Raw genomic sequence first — 22,115 nt, 5'->3', positions numbered from 1 at the left:
ACCCGGCCGGTCGCTGAGCTTGCCGAAGCGCCGCGGCCCCCGGCATCCGTCCCCCGAAACCACAACCCCACGAACAGAGAGGTTCCCCATGGCGAAGAATCTGCAGGAGCTGCTCGACGGCAACAACGCCGTCGAGATGCTGCGCAACTCGCAGATCGGCTCGTACATCTATCCGGTCGTCCCCGCGGACTTCCAGAACTGGATCAAGGAGCAGAAGGCCTGGCGCGACACCGCCGTGCTCTACGACCAGTCGCACCACATGGACAATGTGTTCCTCAAGGGCTCGGATGCGATCCGGCTGATCTCCGACACGGCGATCAACTCGGTGGCAACCTTCCCGGTGAACCGCGCCAAGCAGTATGTGCCGACGACCGCGTCGGGCCACGTCATCGGCGACGGCATCCTCTTCCACGAGGCCGAGGACGAGTACGTCTACGTCGGCCGCGCGCCCGCGTCGAACTGGCTGCTCTACCACGGTGAGACCGGCGGCTACCAGAACCTCGACATCACGGTCGACCGCCGCTCACCCTCGCGCCCGTACGGCGACGCGGTCAGCCGCCGGTACTACCGGTTCCAGATCCAGGGGCCGGCCGCATGGCAGGTCATCGAGAAGCTCAACGGCGGACCGCTCGAGCAGCTCAAGTTCTTCACGATGTCGACGATGCAGGTGGGCGGCGCGAACGTCCGCACCCTCCGCCACGGCATGGCAGGAGCCCCCGGTCTCGAGATCTGGGGGCCGTACGAGGACCACCACCGCGTGCGCGACATCATCGTCGAGGCGGGCGCCGAGTTCGGCCTCGTCCCGGTCGGCTCGCGCGCGTACCCGTCGAACACGCTCGAATCGGGCTGGATCCCGTCGCCGCTTCCCGCGATCTACTCCGGCGAGGCCGAGCGCGGCTACCGCGAGTGGCTCGGCGTCGACAGCTACGAGGCGACCGGCACCCTCGCCGGCTCGTTCGTGTCGGACGACATCGAGGACTACTACCTGACGCCCTGGGAGCTCGGCTACGGCTCGTTCGTGAAGTTCGACCACGACTTCATCGGCCGCGACGCCCTCGAGAAGATCGACCCCGCCACGCAGCGGCGCAAGGTGACGCTCGCATGGAATCCGGAGGACGTCACGAAGATCTTCGCGTCGCTCTTCGACGTCGAGGGCGAGAGCTACAAGTTCTTCGACCTTCCGCTGGCGAACTACGGGTCGGCGAACTACGACTCCGTGACGGATGCCGGAGGGGACGTCGTCGGCTTTTCGATGTTCACCGGCTACAGCGCGAACGAGAAGCGCGCCCTCTCACTCGCGACCGTCAACCCCGATGTGCCCGAGGGCGCCGAGGTCACCGTCGTGTGGGGCGAGCCGAACGGCGGCACCACGAAGGCCTCGGTCGAGCCGCACCAGCAGCTCGAGGTCCGCGCGGTCGTCTCCCCGGTGCCGTACTCCACGGTGGCCCGGCAGTCGTACCAGGGCGGCTGGCGCACCGGCTACGAGTCCCAGCCCGCCTGACCCCCGAGACCCGAGGGGGTCCGCCCGCTCCGGGCGGGCCCCCTCGTACCATTTGGTGGCCTGGTCCCTGAGCTTGTCGAAGGACCCGGTCGTGGCGTTCCCGCTACCCTCGGGAAGGCGAAGGGAGTCGCATGAGTCTGCGATACGCGCTGCTGGCGATCCTGCGCGTCGGCCCGCTGTCGGGGTACGACCTGCAGAAGCAGTTCCACCAGTCCGTCGGCCATGTGTGGCACGCGCCCGACTCCCAGATCTACCCCGAGCTGCGCAAGATGGAGGAGCTCGGCCTCATCGAGGGCGAGGAGCAGACGCGGGGCGAGCGCGGCACGCGCCGCATGTACCACGTGACGGATGCCGGAGACCGGGCCTTCCTCGACTGGATGGCCTCGTCCCTCGACTACCAGCGCGTGCGCGACCCCGCCCATCTGCGTGCGGCCTACCTCGAGACGACCACGCCCGAGGCCGCGCGCAGCTTCCTGGAACGGCACATCGCCCAGTGGGCGGGCGAACTGGCGCAGTGGGAGGGCGAGCTGGAGCGCATCGACGCCGTCGCCAACCCCATGCTGGCGCGCCGACTCGCGGTGACGGCCGACGCCGACCGTGAGCGCACCATCGCCTACAAGCGCTTCGCGTACGAGGGTCTCGTCGAGCGCGCGCAGGGCGAGATCGCCTGGGCCCGCCGCGGGCTCGAGCTCGTCGACCGCCTCGAGGGCGCTTCGACAAGCTCAGCGACCGGCACCTCTGGCCGCTAAGCACCGGTCCCTGAGCTCGTCGCAGGGCGGTCCCTGAGCTCGTCGAAGGGCGGTCCCTGAGCTTGTGGAAGGGCGGTTCCTGTTCCCGGTGGTCGCCGGCAGGCTCAGTCTTCGTCGTCGGACACGTCGAGGTCGAACGCGAGTCGCTGCAGCGTCGCCATCGTGGCCTCGAGCTCAGCCCCACTCAGACGCCGCAGCAGCTGCGCGAAGGCCTCGTCGAGCGCGCGTCCGGCCTCCTCGGCGATCTCGGCACCACGCGGGGTGGCCCGGATCAGCCACACACGGCCGTCCCTGGGGTCCCGCGTGCGCACGACGAGCCCCATCGCAGCGACCTGATCCACGAGTCGCACGACGTGCGCCTTGTCGAGGCAGAGGATGCGCCCGATGTCCCGTTGCGAGAGGCCGCCCGACGCCACGGCCACCTCGACGAGGGAGTAGCTGCGGGCGCGCAGTCCGAAAGGGGCGAGTACCCGGTTGGACACGGTCGCAGCGACCGAGGTGAACCGAGCGGAGAGGAAACCGGGGTTGCCGGCGAGGCGTCCCGCAGCGCGCGCATCGCTCCCCTGTGCCAACGATTCCCCGTTCCGTGTCCCCGGACCTGTGGCTCGAAGTCTAGCCACGCGGACACCCGCTCACTGAGAAAACAGTTGCAATACGCAACCAATTTGCCTAGCTTGTCAGCACACCCGCAGCGAAGCGGGCATCCCGATCGTCCGGTGAGAACGACCTCCCCGGACCGGACCCGGAAGAGGACTCCATGTCACGCTTCTTCGACGGCACGCGCGGGGGCAGTCCCCGAAACGCACACGCGCCGCACGCCCGTGGGCGACACCGCATGTCAGCGCTCGTCGGCGCGGCCGCGGCATCCGTCGTCCTGACTCTGGGCCTCGCGATGCCCGCCGCCGCCGCGCCACCCGGAGGCCCGAGCCCGCTGCCGCAGCTCTCGGCTGCACAGCCGGGCACGCTGAAGGCGTGCGAAAGTCTCGTGGACTTCGCCTTCCCCTCGACGAAGATCACCCAGGTCTCGCGAGTGGCGGCGGGCACGGTCAGCAACGGCGGTCAGCCGATCGGCGAGCACTGCCTGGTGCGCGGCACCATGAATGAGCGCGTGAGCACTTTCGACGGCCAGACCTACGCCATCGGGTTCGAGATGCGGCTTCCCTCGGCCTGGGCGGGGCGCTTCCTCTACCAGGGCAACGGCGGTCTGGACGGCTCGGTCGCCCCCGCGCTCGGCGCCACCCGCGGAGGCGAGAGCGGACTGCAGATGGGGTTCGCCGTCATCAGCTCCGACGCCGGCCACAACGGCAGCCAGAATCCGCTGTTCGGTCGCGAGCCGCAGGCGCGTCTGGACTACGGCTACCAGGCCGTCGGCACCCTGACGCCCATGGCCAAGGCGCTGATCACGGATGCGTACGGCCGCGGGCCCGATCGCTCCTACATCACCGGTGGCTCGAACGGCGGGCGGCACACGATGGTGGCCGCGGCGCGCTACGCCGACCAGTACGACGGCTTCCTCGCCATCTCGCCGGGCTTCAACCTGCCGCAGGCCGCGGTCGCCCAGCTGTGGGGTGCGCAGCAGTGGGCCCGGGTCGCCACGACGCCCGCCGATCTGAGCACCGCGTTCACCCCCACCGAGCGCACCCTCGTCGCCCAGGCGATCCTGGCCCGCTGCGACGGCCTCGACGGCCTGGCCGACGGCATGGTCCAGAACAGCGCGACCTGTCAGCAGGCGTTCTCGATCAAGCGAGATGTGCCGCGGTGCACGGGCGAGCGGAACGGCACCTGCCTCACCAAGGAGCAGCAGGCCGTGATCGGTGAGATCTTCGCGGGTGCGCACACGAGCAACAACAAAGAGATCTACTCGTCGTTCCCCTTCGACCCGGGCCTGACGCAGAGCGGCTGGGCCGGCTGGAAGTTCGGCTCCCCCATCACCCGCGACGCGCCGGCCGTCGGCTTCATCTTCACCACGCCGCCGGCAGACCCGAGCATCCTCGCCGATCTGCAGGGCTACGCGCTCGGCTTCGACGTCGACACCGAGGCCGCGAAGATCTACGCCACCTCCGGCATCTACACCGAGAGCTCGATGTCGTTCATGACGCCGCCCGACCCCACGCACCTCGACACGCTGCGCGACCGCGGTGCGAAGATGATCGTGATCCACGGCGCCTCGGACGGCGTGTTCTCGCCCGACGACACCGCCGCCTGGTTCGACGAGCTCGACCGGAACAACCGCGGGAACGCCGAGCAGTTCGCACGGTACTTCGAGGTTCCCGGCATGGGCCACGTCGCCGGAGGACCCGCGACCGACCAGCACCACGGCCTCGCGGCGCTGGTCGACTGGGTCGAGCAGGGATCCGCTCCCGACCAGCTGATCGCGTCGGTCAATCCCGCCAACCCCGAGGTGCCAGCTACGTGGTCGCCGACCCGCACGCGCCCGCTGTGCGTGTACCCGCAGGTGGCGCAGTACGTCTCCGGCGACCCCGAGAGCGCGTCCAGTTTCGCCTGCGAGAGGCCTCGCCCGGGACTCGCCTACGGCGCGCGCTGACGCGTCGACCGGCGCGCGGCGAGAGGGTGGGTGGAGCCATCCTCTCGTCGTCGCGGCTCGACGACGTCGAGGAGCGCTGGTTCAAGCCCACCGAGCAGCTCGGGGATGCCGGGGCGTGAAAGACCCGGGCAGAATCGGCGATATCCGTGGCTGCGCGCGCTGAACTGCTCGATCGAGCCCGGCGCTTTCACGGGATCGCGTCGAAGCCGAGGACCCACCCTCTCGTCCATCCCGGTGTTTGGGCGAGCGAGGACGCTTCGTCTCGTCGCTGGCGCTCCTCGCTCCGCGACCGACGCGCGAGGCGAAACGCGCGCACGCGGCGCAGACGCCGGCCGACCGGGAGCGGGCGCCGACTAGGCTGGGAGTGTGCCGATGGAGAGCCGAGATCCGCGCGGAACCCCCGCCACCGATCGGCTCAACTACACGGCCTACCGTCTGGCCCGCGCCCTCAACCGCGCCGCCGAGAACACCGGCCTCGCGCACGGCGTGACTCTCCCCCAGCTCCTCATCCTGCAGGTGCTCGGAGAGGGGCTGCCGATGTCGAACGCGCAGGTCGCGCGTCGCACGTTCGTCAGCTCTCAGGCGGCGCACGTGGTGTCGGCCGAACTGCTCGAGTCGGGTCTCATCGAGCGGGTCGAGCATCCCACGAACCGACGCGTGCGGCTGGTGCAGCTGACCGAGACCGGCTGGGACACGCTGGCCAAGTGCGAAGCCGAGATCCGCGAGCGCGAGGATCGGCTTGCCGAGATCATCGGTCCCGACCTGGGGCGCTCGCTCGCCGAGGTCTTGGATCGGGCCGCGGACACCCTCGCCGGCGGCTACTTCGGAGATGCGGAGGCCGAGGCCGAGGCGGTCGCCCAGCGCCGGCGCCCACGCAAGGGATCGGGACTGGCTCCGTCCTGACCCGGGGACCCTGGCCTTCGGCATCCGTCATCGCTTCCGCAGCCGGACCGCGACGAAAGCCGCACAGGCGAACCCGGTGAGGCCGCCGATCGCCAGCGCCACCCTCCCGCCCTGAGCGTCGATCACCCATCCCATGAGCAGGGCCCCGAACGGCACCATGCCGTAGTTCCCGAGCGTCACGAGCGACATCGTCCGGCCGATCTGGTCGGGAGCGACGCTGACCTGGGCCGCCGCGTTGAGGATGCCCTGGTAGTACCCGACGCCGAGGCCGAGCAGCGGCCCGAGCGCGAGCAGGATCGCCAGCGTCGGGGCGGCGGCGTTCGCCAGGAGTGCCGCTCCGAGTCCCGCGCACGCGACGATGAGCGACCGCACCGTGACGCGGTCGCGGCCGGCGGCGATGAGGCCGCCCACGATGGCGCCCAGGGCGTTCAGCGTGTGCGTCGCCCCGACCGCCGTCGCGTCCCCGGCGAAGGTGAGACTAACGGTCGATGTCAGCACGAGCATCAGGTTGAGCGCCAGCAGGGCCACGAGCGCGTTGACGATGAGGAGCGTCACCAGTTCACGACGGAAGAACGGGGGACGGATGCCGCGGCCCGGCCGCTCCGGCCGTCCCGGTCGCGGAAACAGCCGCGCCGGGCGGATGGCCGCGATCGATGCGAAGACCAGCAGGAACGACGCCGAGTTGACCAGCATGCAAGCCGTCGCACCGAGTCCCTGGAACGCGATGCCGGCGAGTCCTGGACCGATGGAACGGGCAGAGGCGAGCGCGATGGTGCTGAGCGAGACAGCGCGGCCGAGGCCCTCCGGTCCGACGATCTCGAAGATGATCGCCTGGGCGGCGACCCTCTCGAACGCGTGCACGGTGCCGAGAGCGGCCACGAGGGCGTAGATCGGCCCGACCGGTGGCTCGGATGCGAGGGTCACGAACGCGAGCGCCGCCACGACGATCGCCGATGCGAGCGAGGTCACGAGCAGAATCGTGCGAGGCCGCACCCGGTCCGCGAGGCGGCCCGCCGGGAGACTCAGGACGAGCAGCGGCAGGAATTGGGCGACCGTCACACCGCTGAGCGCCTGGGCGCTCCCCGTCGCTTCGAGAACGACGAGCGACAGTGCCAGGTTCTGGAACCACGTGCCGGTGTTCGAGACCACCTGACCGCTGAAATACAGCGAGAAACGGGCGTTGCCGAACGGCTCGAACACACGCATCCGTGGCACGCGACTCATCGCGCGGCAGGAACGCGCTCCCGCACGAAGTCCGCGATCTTCTGCCGCACACCGACGGTCGCCCGCGGATCGGCGTTGCTGGCGCGGATCTCGAGGACCGGGATGCCTCGCTCCTCGAGCGCCGCCGTGATGACGCCCGGCGCCGGGGTGTCGTCTGCGACGAGGTGCACCACGCCGTCGGCGCCGTGGGCGAGCGCCTCCTTGACGTACCACGAGGACGACATCGGCGGCACGTAGAGGAGGTCGGTCAACCCCACGAAGCGCGCCGCGAGCGTCCTCACCGGATCGTCTCCGTACCGGGCGTAGCCGTCCGCGGCGATCGCCAGGTACATCGACCACACGAAGACCGCGCCGAACTCCTCCTGGAAAGAGCGGTACATCTCCAGGTCGGACCACAGACCGCGGCCGATCCACATCAGGCGCCGTCGCTCTCCCGGGAAGACGGCATGGCCGTCGTCGATGCGGCGTGCGACTTCGTCGTGGAGACGCCTCGCTGCAGCCACCGCCCACGGCGTCCCGCGATGCCACTGCGGCACCATCACCGCCGGGATGATGTCGGTCACCGCAACCGGCAGTGGCCGCGCGGCCGCCAGAAGGTCGCGCGTGCGACGGTTCCACTCCGCCTGCTCGTTGGCGAGCGCCATGATCTCGGCGAGTTGTTCGAGGTCGAGGGTGCGACCCACGCGCTGCGCGAGCGTGGCGGCCAGCATCCGGATCTCGCCCTCGAGCAGTCCGATGCGGGCGGCCCCGAAGATGTCCTCCCAGTCGTTCGCCACGCGGTCCCACCAGCCGGCAGGCGCCGGCACGGCTGCCGTGCGCGACAGCAGGAAGGTCTCGGTGCCCGGGCGGCGACCCCACTGCTCGAAGATCTTGTGGGTGACGTCGCCGCTGCGCTCGGCGATCGCGAAGCGCGGTTCGGGCAGCCCGCCCCACGGCGCGATCTCGGCGGCAAGCCCCTGGGCACCCAACGGCAGCACGTCATACTGCCGGCTGTCGTCGGGCAGGCCTCGTTCCGCGACGGCGGCGAGGCTGGCCGGCCCGGCGCGCTTGGCGGAGATGATCGACGACCACCACTGGTTGACGACGTACGGGATGCCGAGGGCCCGCAGCACCTCGTGCGGGGCATCCGCATTCGCCAGGGCGATCGGCTCGCCCTCGCGCGCTCGGTCGGCAAGACCGAGGAACCACTCCTTCTGGAACGCCGTCGCGGCGGCGGCGCTCTCGAGCCGCGGCGAGCCCTCCGCGCCGCGGCCGCTCACGCGGACACCCGCCTCTCGGCGAGGTCGCGCTGCAGATCTCGGGCTGAATCCTGCTCGCCGCCGGGCTCCACGCGCACGCTGACGAACGGGGTGCCCTCGACTGCGTCGCGCTGATCGGCGAGGTCCCACAGCGGGGCCTCATCGAGCTCGCGGATGATCGCGGCCACCGCGTCCGCGTCCGCGGCGCGTGCGACGTCACGGGTGAGCATCGCACGGTCGGAGCTGAGGGCGGTGGCCGAGGTGGCGATGCGCGCGAAGTGGGCGTCGATCAGCGCGTCGAGCACGTCGTCGGTCGTCTCCCCCCGCACCGCCTCACCCAGCCACGCGGCGTCACCGGTGTCGTGGTCATCACTGACGACCACGAGACGCCCGTCGGCCTCCAGCAGGCGGTAGAACGTCGCGTCGGGGTGCGACGAGCCGGTCGCGTGCACCCTCGTCGCCCCCGACACCGCAGGCGTCAGCGCCGCGTCGAGGCGTGCCACTGCCTCGGCCGGCGCCATGCGCGCCGCATCCAAGAGAGCGTCCACCGCATCCGCGCCCGCACACAGTGGGGGGTGGGCGCGGCGCCGGGCGCGCAGCCGTCGTACCGCGTCGCCGAGGGCCGCTTCGGCATCGGCCGCGGCGGCGAGAGAGGCGGCGCTCAGCTCGGCGCCCGTCACGCCGGCGCAGAAGGCGGCGAGCGCCTCGAGCTGGAACAGCGCGAAGCGGCGCGCGGGAGAGGAGGGCGCGCGCGGCATGTCGAGCAGGTGCACCGGCACCTCCGAACCGGTGGCCCGCAGCACATAGAACAGGCGCAGGTGCGCCTGCGAGTCGTTGCACACGATCAGCCCGTCGAGTGGATGCGCACCGCTGCGCAGCTCCGTGAGCAGCCGCGCCACGGCGGCATCTGTCGCTCCGAGAAGCTGTTGCGCTTCAGGATCGATGACACCGCTCCACGATCCGGTCAGGCGCACGGGCCGGGCACCGAACCCGAGGAGCAGCTGCCGTGGCGCATCGTTGCCGACGACGCCGATCACCGGGGTGCTCGGGGTCACAGGACGCCGTCCTGGCGCAGCTGCGCCACGCGCTCGGCGTCGTAGCCGAGGAGCTCTTCGAGCACGTCGTCGGTGTGCTGGCCCAGACCGGGCGCGGGCTTGGAGAGGTCGGCGCGGCTGCGCGAGAACACCATCGGAAGCCCGGTGCCGTAGAGGCCCTCGAAGTGACCGAACTGCGGGTGCACGAGCGGAACGACCTCTCCGCGACCGGTGACGATGTCGTCGCGCACGGCGGTCGCGGTGTCGCGCACCGGAGCCGCGGGGACGCCGTTGTGCTCGAACGCCGACAGCACCTCGGCGGACGAGCGGCTGCGGGCCCACTGGCTCACCAGGGCATGCAGCTCGTCGGCGTTGTCGACCCGTGCGTCCCGCGACGAGAACCGCGGGTCGTCGACCAGTTCGGGCTGCCCGATCGCGGCGAGGGTCCCCTCGGCGAACGCGTCGGTGGGTGCGCAGATCGCAAACCAGCCGTCGACCGACTGGAACGTGCCGAACGGCGCGAGGCGGGGCACGACCGCGCCCGTCCGCAGCGGGAAGCCGACAGACTCCAGTGCATCGAACGGCTCGCAGGCGACGAGCGACGTGAGGCTGCCGAGCATCGAGACGTCGACGTGCTGGCCCTCGCCGGTGCGCTCGGCATCCATCACGGCGGCGAGGGTGCCGATGACCGCGAACAGCGGCGCGACGAGGTCGCCGATCGGCAGGCCGAACCGGACCGGTGCGTCGCCCGGCTCGCCGGCGGTCATCATGACGCCGCTGAGCGCCTGGATGATGGTGTCCATCGCCTTGCCCTCACCCGGGACGCCCTGAGCGCCGAAGCCGCTGATCGAGGTGTAGACGATGCGTGGGTTGACCTGCTGCACGGCGGCGAAGTCGATGCCCAGGCGCCGCGTCACGCCGGCGCTGTAGTTCTCGACGACGATGTCGGCGTGGCGCACGAGGTCGAAGAACACCTCCCGGCTGGCGGCGTGCTTGAGGTTGAGCGTGATGCTCTCCTTGCCGCGACCGCGCGCCATCATCGAGACCGACATGTCGTCGGGACCGCTGCGCCGCAGCTGCAGTCCGTCCGCGGTCACGTACGGCGAGTTGTTCCGTGACGAGTCGCCGCCACGCTCAGGGTTCTCGACCTTGATCACGCGCGCGCCCAGGCTCGCGAGCAGCAGCGTCGCGTAGGGCCCCGCGAGGGCGGTGGTCAGGTCGATCACGGTCTTGCCCGCAAGCGGGGCGTCAGGATGGCTCATCGTGTGCTCTCCCCCGCGCGGACGACGAGTCGATCGCCGTCCCACGCGAGATCAGTGGTGAAACCGGCAAGCGCCGTGATCGTACGCAGATAGTGGGCGACCTGCTCGCCGCGCTCCGAGCGCCCGACGGGCACGGGGCGCGCCTCGTCGTCGATCCAGCACGGCAGGAGCGCCGCGCCGAGCTCGCCGTCCTCGACGACCAGTTCGGCGATCGCGGTGTGCCGGCTCTCGGGGTGGAACGGATAGTCGGGCATCGCGGCATCCGGTTCGAAGCCGAACAGCCGCCGTCGCTGCCGCGCCCACGCGACGCGCTCGGGTGATCCCTCCGCCGACCCGGAGAGGGCGCGCGTGACGGCGGCGAAGTTGCCGAGTCCGTGGAAGATCGCTCGGCCGCGATAGATCTCCACGCCCTTCGCGATGTGCGCGTGGTGTCCGATGACGGCGTGGGCTCCGGCATCCACCACCGCATGAGAGACCTCGATCTCGTAGTCGGCGATGTCGACGGGAACATGGACGAGTCCCTTGTGCAGCGCGACGACGACGATGTCGGCGTGCACGGCCGCGCCCGCGACCGCCTCGCGCAGGCGGGCCAGGCTCGCGGACTCCGCGTACGTCCGCACGAGAGGCGGGCCGCCCGGGTTCGCGCCGCGCACCTCGTAGTGCGTGATCACCTCGACGTACGCGGCACCCGGTTTGAGGCTCGACGCCCACGTGTCGCGGGGACCGACGCAGTTGACGCTCAGCACCGCGATGCGGGTGCCGTTCACGTCGGTGATCGCCGGCGTGAACGCCTCATCGAGGCTGTCGCCCACTCCCACCGTGCGCAGTCCTCGCTCGGCGCAGTGGCGCACGGTGTGGCGGATGCCTTCCGGGCCGAAGTCGTAGACATGGTTGCCGGCGAGAGTGAGGATGCCGAACCCGGCGTCGGCGAGGGCATCCAGGGCCGACGGCGGCCCGGGCAGTGCCGGAACATCGGTCGTCTGCACCACAGCCCCGTCGACGTCGGCGTCGATGTGCGGGATCTCGAGCTGCCCGATGAGCAGGTCGCTCTCCCGCAGCACGTCGCGGGCGGGCGCGAGGAGCGGGCGGGCATCCTCGCGCTCGAGCACCAGGTCGCCGACGGCACGGATGGTCGTCACGCGCCCCCCTCGCGCGCCGGCGTCGCCGTGCGCGTCAAGAACGTCCGCAAGCGGCTCGACCGCGGAGCGTCGAAGAACTCCGTCGACGGGCGGTCTTCGATCACCTGCCCCTCCGCCATGAACACGCACCGATCGGCGACGTGACGGGCGAAGTCGAGCTCGTGCGTCACGACGATCATCGTCATCCCGGCCTCAGCGAGGTCCTTCATGACCTGCAGCACCTCGTCGACGAGCTCCGGGTCCAGGGAGCTCGTCGGCTCGTCGAAGAGCAGGATGCGCGGATTCGTGGCCACCGCGCGTGCGATGGCCACGCGCTGCTGCTGCCCACCCGACAGCTGGCGCGGGTGCGCCTGCGCCTTGTCAGCGAGCCCGACCCGGGCGAGCAGCTCCATCGCGCGGGCCTGCGCCTCGGCGGCAGGCACGCCATGCACCTTGATCGGCGCCTCGGTGATGTTGCGCAGCACCGTCCAGTGCGGGAACAGGTTGAACTGCTGGAACACCATGCCCATGCGACGCTGCTGCCGCTTGACGTCGGCGTCGGCGAGGGGGCGGATGCCGTCACGGTGGCGTTCGTACCCGAGCAGCTCGCCATCGAGATACATCGCGCCGCCCTCGATCGACTCGAGCTGGTCGATGCAGCGCACGAGCGTGGACTTGCCCGACCCCGAGGGTCCGAGCACCGCGACGACCTCCTGTGCGTGCACCTCGAAGTCGACTCCGTCGAGGGCGACGTTGTCGCCGTACTCCTTGCGCACGCCGACGACCTGCAGCACGGGCGTCATGGTCGCGTTCTCGCCGGTCATGCCACCGCCTCCGTCCGCTCGACGACGCGGCGGGCGACGGCGGCTCGCGACATCCCCCTGCTGAAGTGCCGCTCCACCCTGCGCTGCACGAGTGTGAGGGCGGTGACCAGCACCAGGTACCAGATCACGGCGACGATCAACATGGGGACCACCTCGTACGTGCGGTTGTAGATGACCTGCACCGAGTGCAGCAGGTCGCCCATCGCGATGACGCTGACGAGCGAAGTGCCCTTCAAGAGCGCGATCACCTGCGACCCGGTCGGCGGGATGATGACGCGCATGGCCTGCGGCAGCACGACGCGGGTGAACGAGTGCCACCGGCTGAACCCCATCGCGGCGGCGGCGTCGCGCTGACCGGAGTCGACCGACAGGATGCCGGCGCGGATGATCTCTGCCATGTACGCGGCTTCGTGGAGCGACAGCCCGATGATCGCCGCGGTGAGGGGCGTGATGAGATCGTTCGTGGGCCAGCTGAAGAGCTCGGGCCCGAAGGGCACGCCGACCGCGAGGCGCGGCAGCAGGTAGGCGAGGTTGTACCAGAAGATCAGCTGCACGAGGGGCGGCACTCCTCTGAACACCCCGACGAACACGATGCACGCCCACCGCAGCGGCGCGAACTCGGCCAGCTGTCCGGCCGCCAGGGCCGTGCCCAGGAGCGAACCGAGGATCATGCCCACGACCGTGAGCATGATCGACATGCCGAGCCCCATGAGCACGCTCGGGTTGAAGAGGTACTCCGCCACGACCGGCCACTCGAACCGTTCGTTCGTGACGAGGAAGACCGCGATCTGCACCGTGACGAAGGCCAGCAGTATGCCGACCACCACCCGCCACGGATGGATGCGGCGTCGTGCGCGCGCGGCATCGATCGATCTGTCGGCTGATGGGTTGCGGACCGGCTGGGTGGTGAGGTCTGTCATCGTCACTTGCTGGTCATCGGGTTGAGCGTGGGCGCGTCGACGGCGGTGTCCTCGATGCCCCACTCGGTCATGATCCGCTCGTACTCGCCGTTCTCGAAGATCGCCTCGAACGCGGCGAGCATGGGCTCGGCCAGCCCGTTCCCCTTCGGCATGAACATCGCGAGCTGGTCGACGCCCGCGCCCTGCTCGTCGGACTGGACGATGAACTCGTACGTGTCGGGATCGGAGGCCTGCAGATCGATGGCGGCAGACTGCGTCGTGCCGGCGTAGTCGGCGCGGTCGGAGTTGACCGCGAGGAACGTCGCGTTGCTGTCCTCCAGGCCGACGAACTCGGCCGGGTCGAGCCCCTCGTCGGCGCACCACTCGTTGTAGCGAGCCAGCTGGCTCTCGGTCACCGAGCCTGTCACGCCCGCGACGCGCGCGCCGCACAAGGCCTCCGGATCGCTCAGCTCATCGGCACGCTCGGCGAGGTACACGTACGATGTGCGCGTGGTCATCCACACGACCGCATCGAACTCCGCCTCGCGCTCGGGCGTGGTGCGGACCGGCCCGTTGAACGCGTCGAACCGACCCGACAGCATGCCGGTGAGCATCGCGTCGAGGCCGGACGCGGTGACGATCTCGAACGGGACGCCCAGCTGCTCCGACAGCGCCGTCTGGAGGTCCGGATCGATGCCGGTGATCTCGCCGCCCTCTTCGATCGTGCGGTACGGCGGGTGCGTGTCGCCGGCGATCTTGATGACGCCGGCGTCCTTGATCGCGTCGGGCAGCTGGTCGTACAGCGGTGCTTCGGTCGCGGCTTCGGTCTCTGCCGGCTCAGCATTCGAAGCCGCCGACGAGCAGCCGGCGACGAGACCGAGGATGAGAAGCGGGGCGAGGGCTGCGACGCTCTTGGTGGTGCGCATGAGGACTCCACATCGTTGTGCAGATCGGGTCGGTGTCAGTCGATCACCGTGGATAACATCATAAAAGTTGATGATTGAGAATTTCAACTATCAATTCCGTGGCCGTGATTGACGTCCATGCGACGACCGCGTTAGCGTGCCGAATATCAAGTTCTATGATATTTCTTCGAAGGGGAAGAAGCCATGGTCCACCTCTCTCCTCACGGGCAGGCAGGAGCTCCGCCCAAAGCCCGGCGCGCGCGAACCGCACCCACCTGGCTGATCGGCGCCCTCACCGCGGCCGTGGTGCTGGCACTGTGCCCCGTCTCCGCGACGGCGGCGACCGCCGAGCCGACCGCGGCCGACGCCACCGATCGTGCAGGGGGGCTTCCGCCCGACATCCCCGCTGCCGCCACCGCGCCGGAGTCCTCGCTGCCCCGCGCCGAGCGCTGGCCGTTCTCGGAGCAGTTCCCCCGCACGTCGGGAACCGGACGCTACGACGCCGGCGCTTTCCTGTGGACGGACTGGCTCTACGACGACATGGGCCGCGGCGACTTCACCTACGCATCGCCGGAAGCGGGAGCCAACGGCGCCGACGTGTTCCGCGCCGGCATCGCGGGCGACGCCACGCAGACGTACTGGCGCGTCGACTGGAACACGCTCCTGGACGCCGACGTCCCCGTGGCGACGTGGGCCTTCGACACCGACGCCGATGCGACCACCGGGGCCACCTCCTGGCCTGCCGACGCCGGGGTCGTGTCGCCCGGCATCGAAGCGGCGATGATCGTCTCGTCGCGCGGCGCGTGGCTCATCGACGCGACATCGGGAGCCCGCACCGATCTGACCGCGTCCGGCGCCACCGTCACCGTCGACGAGTCCTCCCGGTCGTTCGTCGTCGCGGTGCCTCGCGCCCTGATGACCGCCGAAGACGAATGGACCGTGCGGCTCGCGGCCGGCGTCGCGAACGCGTCCGGCGACGGCTTCGCTCCGGCTCCCGAGGCCGGCGACGGCTCGCGCGTCTACAACGCCGTTTTCCGGGATCGCGACGACGAGCCGTTCCTCGCCGGCGGATGGACCGACTCGTCGACGCGATGGAACAACGGCGGCCAGTCCGCCGCGCTGACGGCCGGGGACGTGAGCGACTTCGCCGTCGAGCTGGATTGGAGCCGCATCGCCCAGCGGGCGTCGACAGCGGAACCCGCGCCGACGGGATACTCGACCCGCTGGTACGTCTCGTCACTCGACCTCGGTCAGGGACTCGACGCGCAGGCGCGTGACACGTATGGCCCCGCCCTGCGGGGTCCCTCGTTCTACGGCCGGGTCCAGCCCTACACCGTCTACGTGCCGACGGGATATCAGCCCGGCGAGCCCGCACCGCTCACCCTGCTGCTGCACGCCGGCGACCGCAACCACAACGGCTTCGGTGGCGTGACCCAAGATGATGTCTACGGCCCCATGTGCGAGGACCGCGGTTCGATCTGCGTGACGCCGCTCGGCCGCGGCAACACCACCTGGTATATCAACGAGGGCGAGCTGGATGTCTGGGAGGCCTGGGGATCCGTCGCGCGAGCGTACACGCTGGACCCGGATCGCACGGTGATCGGCGGGTGGTCGATGGGTGGCGTCGGCGCGACGAGGATCGCCGCGAACCATCCGGATCTCTTCGCCGCGGCCGTCATCGTCTCGGGTGCGGGTTATTACGACACGCAGGGCCGGCGCGACCAGGAGGGCGACGAGAGCAGGACGGAGAATCTCCGCAACCTCGTCACCTTCATGGATTCCGGATCGGCCGACGTGGCGCTGAACAACACTCGCCGCTGGGATGCCGCGGCCGATGCCGCCGGCATCCGGTACCGCGCCAACTACTACGAGGGCGCGACCCACGGCGAGCTCGGCGAGTCGCTCGGGTGGAGCGACGCGGCGGCGTACGTGGAGCAGCATCCGGAACGCACCCACGCTCCCGCCCAGGTGACCTTCCGCTGGGAGCCGGGCGACGCTCGGCCCGACCTCGGGATCACCGTCGACCGCGCCTACTGGCTGACCGACATGGCGGTTCGCGACGCGTCGGCCCGCTGGAGTCGCGTCGCTGCCACATCGCACGCCTTGACCACGACGTCCACGGAAGCGGTGCTGACGGATCAGATGCAGGTCATCGACGGCCGCAACGTCCAGGTGCGCGACCAGGCCTGGGCGCCCACCGGCGAGCAGGATCCGCGCAACGCGCTCGACCTCTCGGCGGAGAACGTGGCGAAGCTGCGCGTGGACCTCGACAGGGCAGGCCTCGACCCGACAGAGCCCGCCGAGCTGAGCGTCACGGCGGACGGCAAGGTCACGCTCCAGCTGACGCGCCACGGCGCGACCCGCGTCGCTCATGTCTCGGCCGGGACACACCTTCTGGCAAGCCCCGACGCGCCGGCCGATGTGACGGCTCAGCGCATCGGCCGCGGCGCCGTGCGGATCAAGTGGAAAGCCCCGGCATCCGACCTGCCGCTGGACCGCTACATCGTGCGGGATTCGTCGGGTGACGTCGTCTGCGAGACGCGTGCGACGACGTGCCGACTGGACGCCGGCCGGGGAGCACAGGCCTTCACCGTCAGCGCGGTGAGCATCCTCGGCGAGTCCGAGCCGGCCACGTCGTCATGGCGAGGCGGGCGCCACTGACGCCGGACAGGAGGCAGGCGGGCAGCCGCATCGTGCGGCTGCCCTCCTGCTGTCGGTCGGGCGCTGGCGCTCTGGGGGCCAGGCGTTCGTCGTGGTTGTAGTCCGTGGGATCGGCACCTGTTGACGGCCCGCACCGGACGCGACTGTCGAGTGCGCGGTCGCGGTGAGATGGCGGCGGCCAGGGCAGAATCGAACGCATGCTTGATGACGCAGAGGCCGAGGAACTCCGACGCTTGGGTGCCCGGTTCTATGCACCCGATCCCGCCGTGCCGCTGACCGACTCCGAGAAGCAGCGACTGCACCACCTCGAGGCGCAGAAGCGAGAACAGCTCGCCCAGCCGGCGGCAACGTCGACTGAGGATCGGCCGACGGAGTTGTCAACTGAGTATCAGCAGACGGTTCCGGCGCCGACGGTATCGACAACCGAAACTTCCACGACCTCGTCTCGCGCCAACAGGCTCCGAGGGACGACTCTGCTCGTCGCCGCGGCATGTCTGATCGTCGGCGGAGCACTGGGATGGCTCGTTGCTCAGGGAACGGTCGGGCAGCCCTCGGCAGCATCGCAAACCGAAGGACTGCCCCCGGAATTGCTGAGGCCGGCGACCGAAGAGGACGCCCTCGACGTGGTCGATGACACCATCGACCCCGGCAGCACCCGGTTCGTGGCGACGATCGATGGTGTCGACGTCTACCTCGGGACCAGCCGCGGGCAATCGCAGGTCTGCGTGCTGGCGTACCGTGCGGGCATCCCCACGTCCATCGGCTGCAGTCCGTGGTCGGCAGGGAGCTCCATGGGAAGCGGCATCACTGAAGACCTCACCATCGCCGTCGGCACCGATGCCTATCCCGACAGCGATGCAGAGAGGATTCCGCTGTCCGAATCCGCCACCGCGATCCGGGGCCCACTCGGTCCGTGATATCGCCCAGCGGATATGTGGACGGCTGCCCGGGCCCTGCTGCGCCGTGATGCCACTCAGACCGGCGGCAAGGCCATGATGTCAGCGTGGAGTATGTATCGAGGGTGCCCGGTCCTCCGCTCGACGGATTGATCGACGACCTCTATTACCTGGAGGGTGAGCCGCCGTACTCTCGCCTGATGCTGCCGGCGGCGCCCGCGCCTCTTCTCATCGTCAACCTCGGGGCGCCGTTTCTGCTCCGCGCGGGCGCCGATCCAGAAGCGGCGGAATTCGCCGACGGCTGCGTGGTCACCACTCCCACCCGCGCGTGGGAGTTCGGATACCCGACCCCGACGCGGTCCGTGGGCGTCCACTTCACGCCGTGGGGACTGGCACCGTTCCTCCCCATGCCCGCGGCTCAGCTGTGCGACCGACCGGCGACGGTGGAGCAGATCTGGGGCCGACCGGCTCTCGCTGAATTGCGACAACGGCTGGCGTCGGCGGACACACCGCACGAGATGCTCATGCTGCTCGAGGAGGAACTGGTGCGACGGCTGCGCACGATGGACGGGCTCGACATCGTCCGCGACGTCAGCAACGCCATCGCCGAAAGCGGCGGACGCGTGCCGATCAGCGATCTCGGCGTGGCAACCCATGCCAGCAGCACCTACGTGGCGAAGCGGTTCAAGGAGGTGATCGGCGTCACGCCGAAGCGGCTGGCGCGCAGCTACCGATTCACCGCCACCGTGTTGGCGATCGACGTCGCCGCGCCGATCGAGTGGGGCGACGTCGCAGCTCGCGCAGGCTATTTCGACCAGGCCCACTTCGTCCACGAGTTCCGGGAGTTCACCGGGCTCACGCCTACCCGGTATGTCGTAGCCCGGCAGCGCTTCCTGCGCGAGCATCCCGACCACGTGCTGGAAGGGTGGCCCGTGCCCGCCGATTGATTTCTTACAAGATCGACCAGACATGACACACGAGACTGGTGACTCCGAACAGGGGGGAAGCCCATGGGCAAAGTGGTCATGAATGCGTCGGTCTCGGTGGACGGCTTCATTGCGGCGGAGAACGACGATCCCGGTCCGCTGTTCGAATGGCTGGTCAGCGGCGACGTGCCCCTGGACGGCAGTGGCGTACTGAACGTGTCGCAGGCCTCGTACGACCACATCCGGCCGTACTGGGACGAGATCGGGGTGACGATCGCCGGCCGCCACAGCTTCGACATCACGGACGGCTGGGACGGGCAGCCTCCGAGCGGCATCGACCACGTCGTCGTCGTGACACACCGGCCGGCGCCGGAGGGCTGGAATCCCGACGCGCCGTTTCACTTCGTCGAGGGCATCGAAGCCGCCGTGACCAAGGCACAGGAGCTCGCGGGCGACCGCACTGTCGAGGTCGCCGCCGGCGACGTCGGCGGCCAGGTGCTCGCCGCAGGCCTGGTCGACGAGGTGCGCATGGACGTCGCCCCCGTCGTGCTCGGCGCCGGCAAGCGCTACTTCGGCTCCGTCGACTCCCCGCACCTGCTGGAGGACCCCGACATCGTCGTGCAGGGCAGCCGGGTGCTCCACCTGCGCTTCCCGGTCCGTCGCTGACCGGTCACCGACCCTGTGCCGGTCAGTGCGCCATCGACGCCAGCGCCTCCGGATCGATGGTCGCGATCGAACGGGTGTCCTGGAAGGCGCGGACGCCCTCGATGCCCTGCTCGCGGCCGAAGCCCGACTGCTTCATGCCACCGAACGGGGCGCGCAGGTCCAGGCGCGTCGCGCCGTGGTCGTTCACCCAGACGTAACCGCACTCGAGCTGCGAGCCGACGCGCTGCGCGGCCTCGGGCGAGGCCGTCCACACCGAGCCGCACAGCCCGCCCCACGTGTCGTTGGCGAGGCGGACCGCTTCGTCCTCGTCGTCGAACGGGATCACCGGGATCACGGGGCCGAACTGCTCCTGCGTCACGACGCGCAGGTTCAGCGCCGGATCGACGACGATCGCGGGGCGCACGAAGTTTCCGCCCGCCAGATCGCCTTCGGGCAGTGAACCGTACTCGCGCACGTCGGCTCCGGCATCCTTCGCCTCCTGGATGATCTCGTCGACGAACGCCTTCTGCGCCGGCTGATGCAGCGGGCCCATCGTCGTGCCGTCGTCGAGCCCATAGCCGAGCTTGGCGTTCTCGAGCCGCGCGCTGAGACCTGAGACCAGATCGTCGAGACGCGAACGGTGCACGAAGACGCGCTTCGCGTTCATGCAGATCTGTCCGGTCGTGTCGTAGATGGCGGCGTAGAGCCGGTCCAGGTGCGCGTCGTCGAGGATCGCGTCGTCGAGGAACACTGCCGCGTCGTTGCCGCCCAGCTCGAGCGTCACGCGGGTGAGCGTCTGGGACGCCATCTCCATGATCCGCTTGCCGCCGTTCACGCTGCCGGTGAAGCACACCTTGGCGACGTCGGGGTTCTGGATGAGGTCCGCCATGTCCTGATCGCGTCCGGTCACCACGTTCAGGACGCCGGGCGGCAGCTTTTCGGCCACCCGCTGCACCACCCGCGCGGTCGCCAGGGGCGCCGAGGGCGGCGGCTTCACGATCGCGGTGTTGCCGGCCAGCAGCGCGTGGGGCAGCGCAGCGCCGAGGATGGCGATGGGCCAGTTGAACGGCACGATCACCGTCACGACACCCAGCGGCTGATAGGTCACGTCGGTCGACACCGGAATCGCCCCGGGCACCGGTGGCAGCGTCTTCGACGCGTCGACCTCGTCCGTGAGCATGAGGGCCAGGTTCCAGCGGAGCTCGAACACGAGCGCGTCGATCCACGCCTCCATCCGGATCTTGCCGTTCTCCTGCGACAGGATCGCGGCATCCGCGTCGCGGTCGTCCGCGATACCGGCGATCGCCGCAGCCATCTGCGCGGCACGCTCCTGCGGCGTGAGTGCCGCCCACGCCGGGAAGGCCGCCTTCGCCGCAGCGACGGCATCCTTCACATCCGAGACGGATGCTGCGGCCGCCTCGCCGACGACCGCACCGGGCCTGCCGGGGTCGGGGATGGTCAGCACCTCGTCGGTGAACCGCTCCTCACCGCCGATGTACAGTCCGGTCCGCACCGATGTCTCCATCGCGGTCTCGCCCATGGAACGCCACCTTTCCGTCGCTTTGCTCCGGGTCTCGCCGGGGCACGTGTCTCTTGACTCCGGCTCTCGCCGGGCGATGTGTTCTTCTGGCCTCGGCTCTCGCCGGGGCCATGTGTCTTCGGCTCCGGGTCTCGCCGGGACCTCTGCGCCTGCTTCACTGCGGCTCTCGCCGAAGCGCGTTTGTTCGGGTTGTCAGCGCGTCGGCAGCGGGCGCCGTCGACCTGCTCCCAAGGGTGCCTCTCCCATGCGCCTGAATCAAGATTGTCGACGATATTCGCGAAGATTTCGTATCGAATGCTTCTCGGGGGACCATCGTCGAGAGATAGTGTCAGTGCACGGACGAAGGCGTCGAAAGGGATGGGCGAGATGACGGATGCCGCGGTGCGCAGCGACGACGACGCGATGGAGCGGCCCGACCTGACGCAGGTGATCCGCGAGGCCATCCTCGATGCCCAGTTCGCCCCGCACCAGCGCCTCATCGAAGCGGACCTCAGCGAGCGGTACGGCGCATCGCGCGCCTCGGTGCGCACGGCCCTCCTCAATCTCGCCGGCGAGGGGCTCGTCGAGCGCCTCCCCAACCGCGGTGCGCGGGTGCGCGCGATCACCGTCGACGAGGCGATCGAGATCGTCGAGGTGCGCATCGGGCTCGAGACGCTGTGCGCACGCAAGGCCGCCGAGAACCTCACGCCCGCCGACGCCGAGCGATTGCGCGCGCTGCGCGCCGACATCGAAGCGGCGATCGGATCGGGAGACCTCATGGCCTACTCCCGCCTCAACCAGGAGCTCGACCGCCGCATCCGCGACCTCAGCCGTCACGGGACCGCCACGCAGCTGCTCGAGCGCCTGCGCGCCCAATCGGCGCGCCACCAGTTCCGCCTCGCGTTCCACCCCGGCCGTGCCGCGACGTCGGCTCCGGAGCACATCGCGATCATCGACGCGATCCTCGCCAAGGATCCCGATGCCGCCGAGGCCGCGACGCGCGCCCACCTCTCGGGCATCGTCGAGGTCCTGCACGGCATGGAGTGACCCCTTCGACAGGCTCAGGGACCGCCATCGACAGGCTCAGGGACCGGTGGGCTCAGCGCGTTTCGTCTCGCGAGTCGGTCGCTGAGCGAGGAGCGCAGCGACGAGACGAAGCGTCCTCGCTCGCGCAGCGACGGGACCAACGGGACCTGAACCACCAAGACGCACACCCGCGACTCGGTCGCTGAGCTTGTCGAAGCGCGCCCAGCATCACGCCCTTCG

19 protein-coding genes are annotated in these 22,115 nt (G+C 69.9%); 9 read left to right on the top strand and 10 right to left on the bottom strand.

Features of this window, described 5'->3' with window-relative positions:
• Positions 1-88: 88 nt before the first annotated feature.
• Together ligM and NCG93_RS14375 are read left to right on the top strand one after the other, a co-directional pair.
• Positions 89-1,501 (top strand): vanillate/3-O-methylgallate O-demethylase, encoded by a 1,413-nt coding sequence (gene ligM, locus NCG93_RS14380; protein WP_194412459.1) that lies wholly within the window; start codon positions 89-91, stop codon positions 1,499-1,501.
• Positions 1,502-1,632: 131 nt separating this feature from the next.
• Positions 1,633-2,250: a PadR family transcriptional regulator gene (locus NCG93_RS14375; RefSeq protein WP_194412458.1), complete on the top strand. Its 618-nt coding sequence runs from the start codon at positions 1,633-1,635 to the stop codon at positions 2,248-2,250.
• A 104-nt stretch (positions 2,251-2,354) separates the two neighbouring features.
• On the opposite strand, the gene NCG93_RS14370 is transcribed toward NCG93_RS14375, so the two are convergent.
• Positions 2,355-2,822: a MarR family winged helix-turn-helix transcriptional regulator gene (locus tag NCG93_RS14370; protein WP_194412457.1), complete on the bottom strand. Its 468-nt coding sequence runs from the start codon at positions 2,820-2,822 to the stop codon at positions 2,355-2,357.
• Positions 2,823-3,085: 263 nt separating this feature from the next.
• Between NCG93_RS14370 and NCG93_RS14365 the strand changes: the two genes are divergently transcribed.
• Complete coding sequence (locus tag NCG93_RS14365; RefSeq protein WP_194412456.1) at positions 3,086-4,795, top strand: tannase/feruloyl esterase family alpha/beta hydrolase; 1,710 nt, start codon at positions 3,086-3,088, stop codon at positions 4,793-4,795.
• Between the two features lie 372 nt (positions 4,796-5,167).
• Positions 5,168-5,698, top strand: coding sequence for a MarR family winged helix-turn-helix transcriptional regulator (locus NCG93_RS14360; RefSeq protein WP_194412455.1), 531 nt, complete (start codon positions 5,168-5,170; stop codon positions 5,696-5,698).
• Positions 5,699-5,725: 27 nt separating this feature from the next.
• Here NCG93_RS14360 and NCG93_RS14355 read toward each other — a convergent pair whose 3' ends face one another.
• From NCG93_RS14355 to NCG93_RS14320, 8 genes are read right to left on the bottom strand one after another with little or no spacing between them, the layout of a single operon-like run.
• Entirely contained in the window at positions 5,726-6,904 is a 1,179-nt protein-coding gene (locus NCG93_RS14355; RefSeq protein WP_241741674.1) for an MFS transporter, read from the bottom strand.
• Positions 6,905-6,918: 14 nt separating this feature from the next.
• Positions 6,919-8,181, bottom strand: a complete 1,263-nt coding sequence (locus NCG93_RS14350) for a 2-hydroxyacyl-CoA dehydratase (RefSeq protein ID WP_194412453.1) — start codon at positions 8,179-8,181, stop codon at positions 6,919-6,921.
• Positions 8,178-9,215, bottom strand: coding sequence for a 2-hydroxyacyl-CoA dehydratase family protein (locus NCG93_RS14345; protein WP_194412452.1), 1,038 nt, complete (start codon positions 9,213-9,215; stop codon positions 8,178-8,180). The genes NCG93_RS14350 and NCG93_RS14345 overlap by 4 nt, the downstream gene beginning before the upstream one ends.
• The gene (locus NCG93_RS14340; protein ID WP_194412451.1) at positions 9,212-10,456 is read right to left on the bottom strand and encodes a CaiB/BaiF CoA transferase family protein; all 1,245 of its coding nucleotides are present in this window, start codon (positions 10,454-10,456) and stop codon (positions 9,212-9,214) included. Before NCG93_RS14340 ends, NCG93_RS14345 begins: the two co-directional genes overlap by 4 nt.
• The gene (locus NCG93_RS14335) at positions 10,453-11,595 is read right to left on the bottom strand and encodes a CapA family protein (RefSeq protein ID WP_194412450.1); all 1,143 of its coding nucleotides are present in this window, start codon (positions 11,593-11,595) and stop codon (positions 10,453-10,455) included. The genes NCG93_RS14340 and NCG93_RS14335 overlap by 4 nt, the downstream gene beginning before the upstream one ends.
• Entirely contained in the window at positions 11,592-12,398 is an 807-nt protein-coding gene (locus tag NCG93_RS14330) for an amino acid ABC transporter ATP-binding protein (protein ID WP_194412449.1), read from the bottom strand. Before NCG93_RS14330 ends, NCG93_RS14335 begins: the two co-directional genes overlap by 4 nt.
• Complete coding sequence (locus NCG93_RS14325; protein WP_194412448.1) at positions 12,395-13,318, bottom strand: amino acid ABC transporter permease; 924 nt, start codon at positions 13,316-13,318, stop codon at positions 12,395-12,397. Before NCG93_RS14325 ends, NCG93_RS14330 begins: the two co-directional genes overlap by 4 nt.
• Before the next feature lie 2 nt (positions 13,319-13,320).
• The gene (locus NCG93_RS14320) at positions 13,321-14,223 is read right to left on the bottom strand and encodes a transporter substrate-binding domain-containing protein (protein ID WP_194412447.1); all 903 of its coding nucleotides are present in this window, start codon (positions 14,221-14,223) and stop codon (positions 13,321-13,323) included.
• Between the two features lie 183 nt (positions 14,224-14,406).
• On the opposite strand from NCG93_RS14320, the gene NCG93_RS14315 reads away from it, so the two are divergent.
• The 4 genes from NCG93_RS14315 to NCG93_RS14300 all read left to right on the top strand — a co-directional run bounded on the left by NCG93_RS14315 (position 14,407) and on the right by NCG93_RS14300 (position 19,351).
• Positions 14,407-16,863 (top strand): prolyl oligopeptidase family serine peptidase, encoded by a 2,457-nt coding sequence (locus NCG93_RS14315; RefSeq protein ID WP_194412446.1) that lies wholly within the window; start codon positions 14,407-14,409, stop codon positions 16,861-16,863.
• 197 nt (positions 16,864-17,060) lie between these two features.
• Positions 17,061-17,780 (top strand): hypothetical protein, encoded by a 720-nt coding sequence (locus NCG93_RS14310; protein WP_194412445.1) that lies wholly within the window; start codon positions 17,061-17,063, stop codon positions 17,778-17,780.
• Between the two features lie 104 nt (positions 17,781-17,884).
• On the top strand, positions 17,885-18,706 hold the full coding sequence (locus NCG93_RS20380; protein WP_194412444.1) for a helix-turn-helix domain-containing protein: 822 nt from the start codon (positions 17,885-17,887) through the stop codon (positions 18,704-18,706).
• 63 nt (positions 18,707-18,769) lie between these two features.
• Complete coding sequence (locus NCG93_RS14300) at positions 18,770-19,351, top strand: dihydrofolate reductase family protein (protein WP_194412443.1); 582 nt, start codon at positions 18,770-18,772, stop codon at positions 19,349-19,351.
• A 22-nt stretch (positions 19,352-19,373) separates the two neighbouring features.
• On the opposite strand, the gene NCG93_RS14295 is transcribed toward NCG93_RS14300, so the two are convergent.
• Positions 19,374-20,870, bottom strand: a complete 1,497-nt coding sequence (locus tag NCG93_RS14295) for an aldehyde dehydrogenase family protein (protein ID WP_194412442.1) — start codon at positions 20,868-20,870, stop codon at positions 19,374-19,376.
• A gap of 357 nt (positions 20,871-21,227) precedes the next feature.
• On the opposite strand from NCG93_RS14295, the gene NCG93_RS14290 reads away from it, so the two are divergent.
• Positions 21,228-21,896, top strand: coding sequence for a GntR family transcriptional regulator (locus NCG93_RS14290; RefSeq protein ID WP_308212180.1), 669 nt, complete (start codon positions 21,228-21,230; stop codon positions 21,894-21,896).
• The last annotated feature ends 219 nt before the right edge of the window (positions 21,897-22,115 follow it).

The organism is Microbacterium yannicii, from assembly GCF_024055635.1.
Lineage (GTDB): Bacteria > Actinomycetota > Actinomycetes > Actinomycetales > Microbacteriaceae > Microbacterium > Microbacterium yannicii.
The sequence above is the reverse complement of the archived record's forward strand: the minus strand, read 5'-3'. Positions and strand labels throughout refer to the sequence as shown.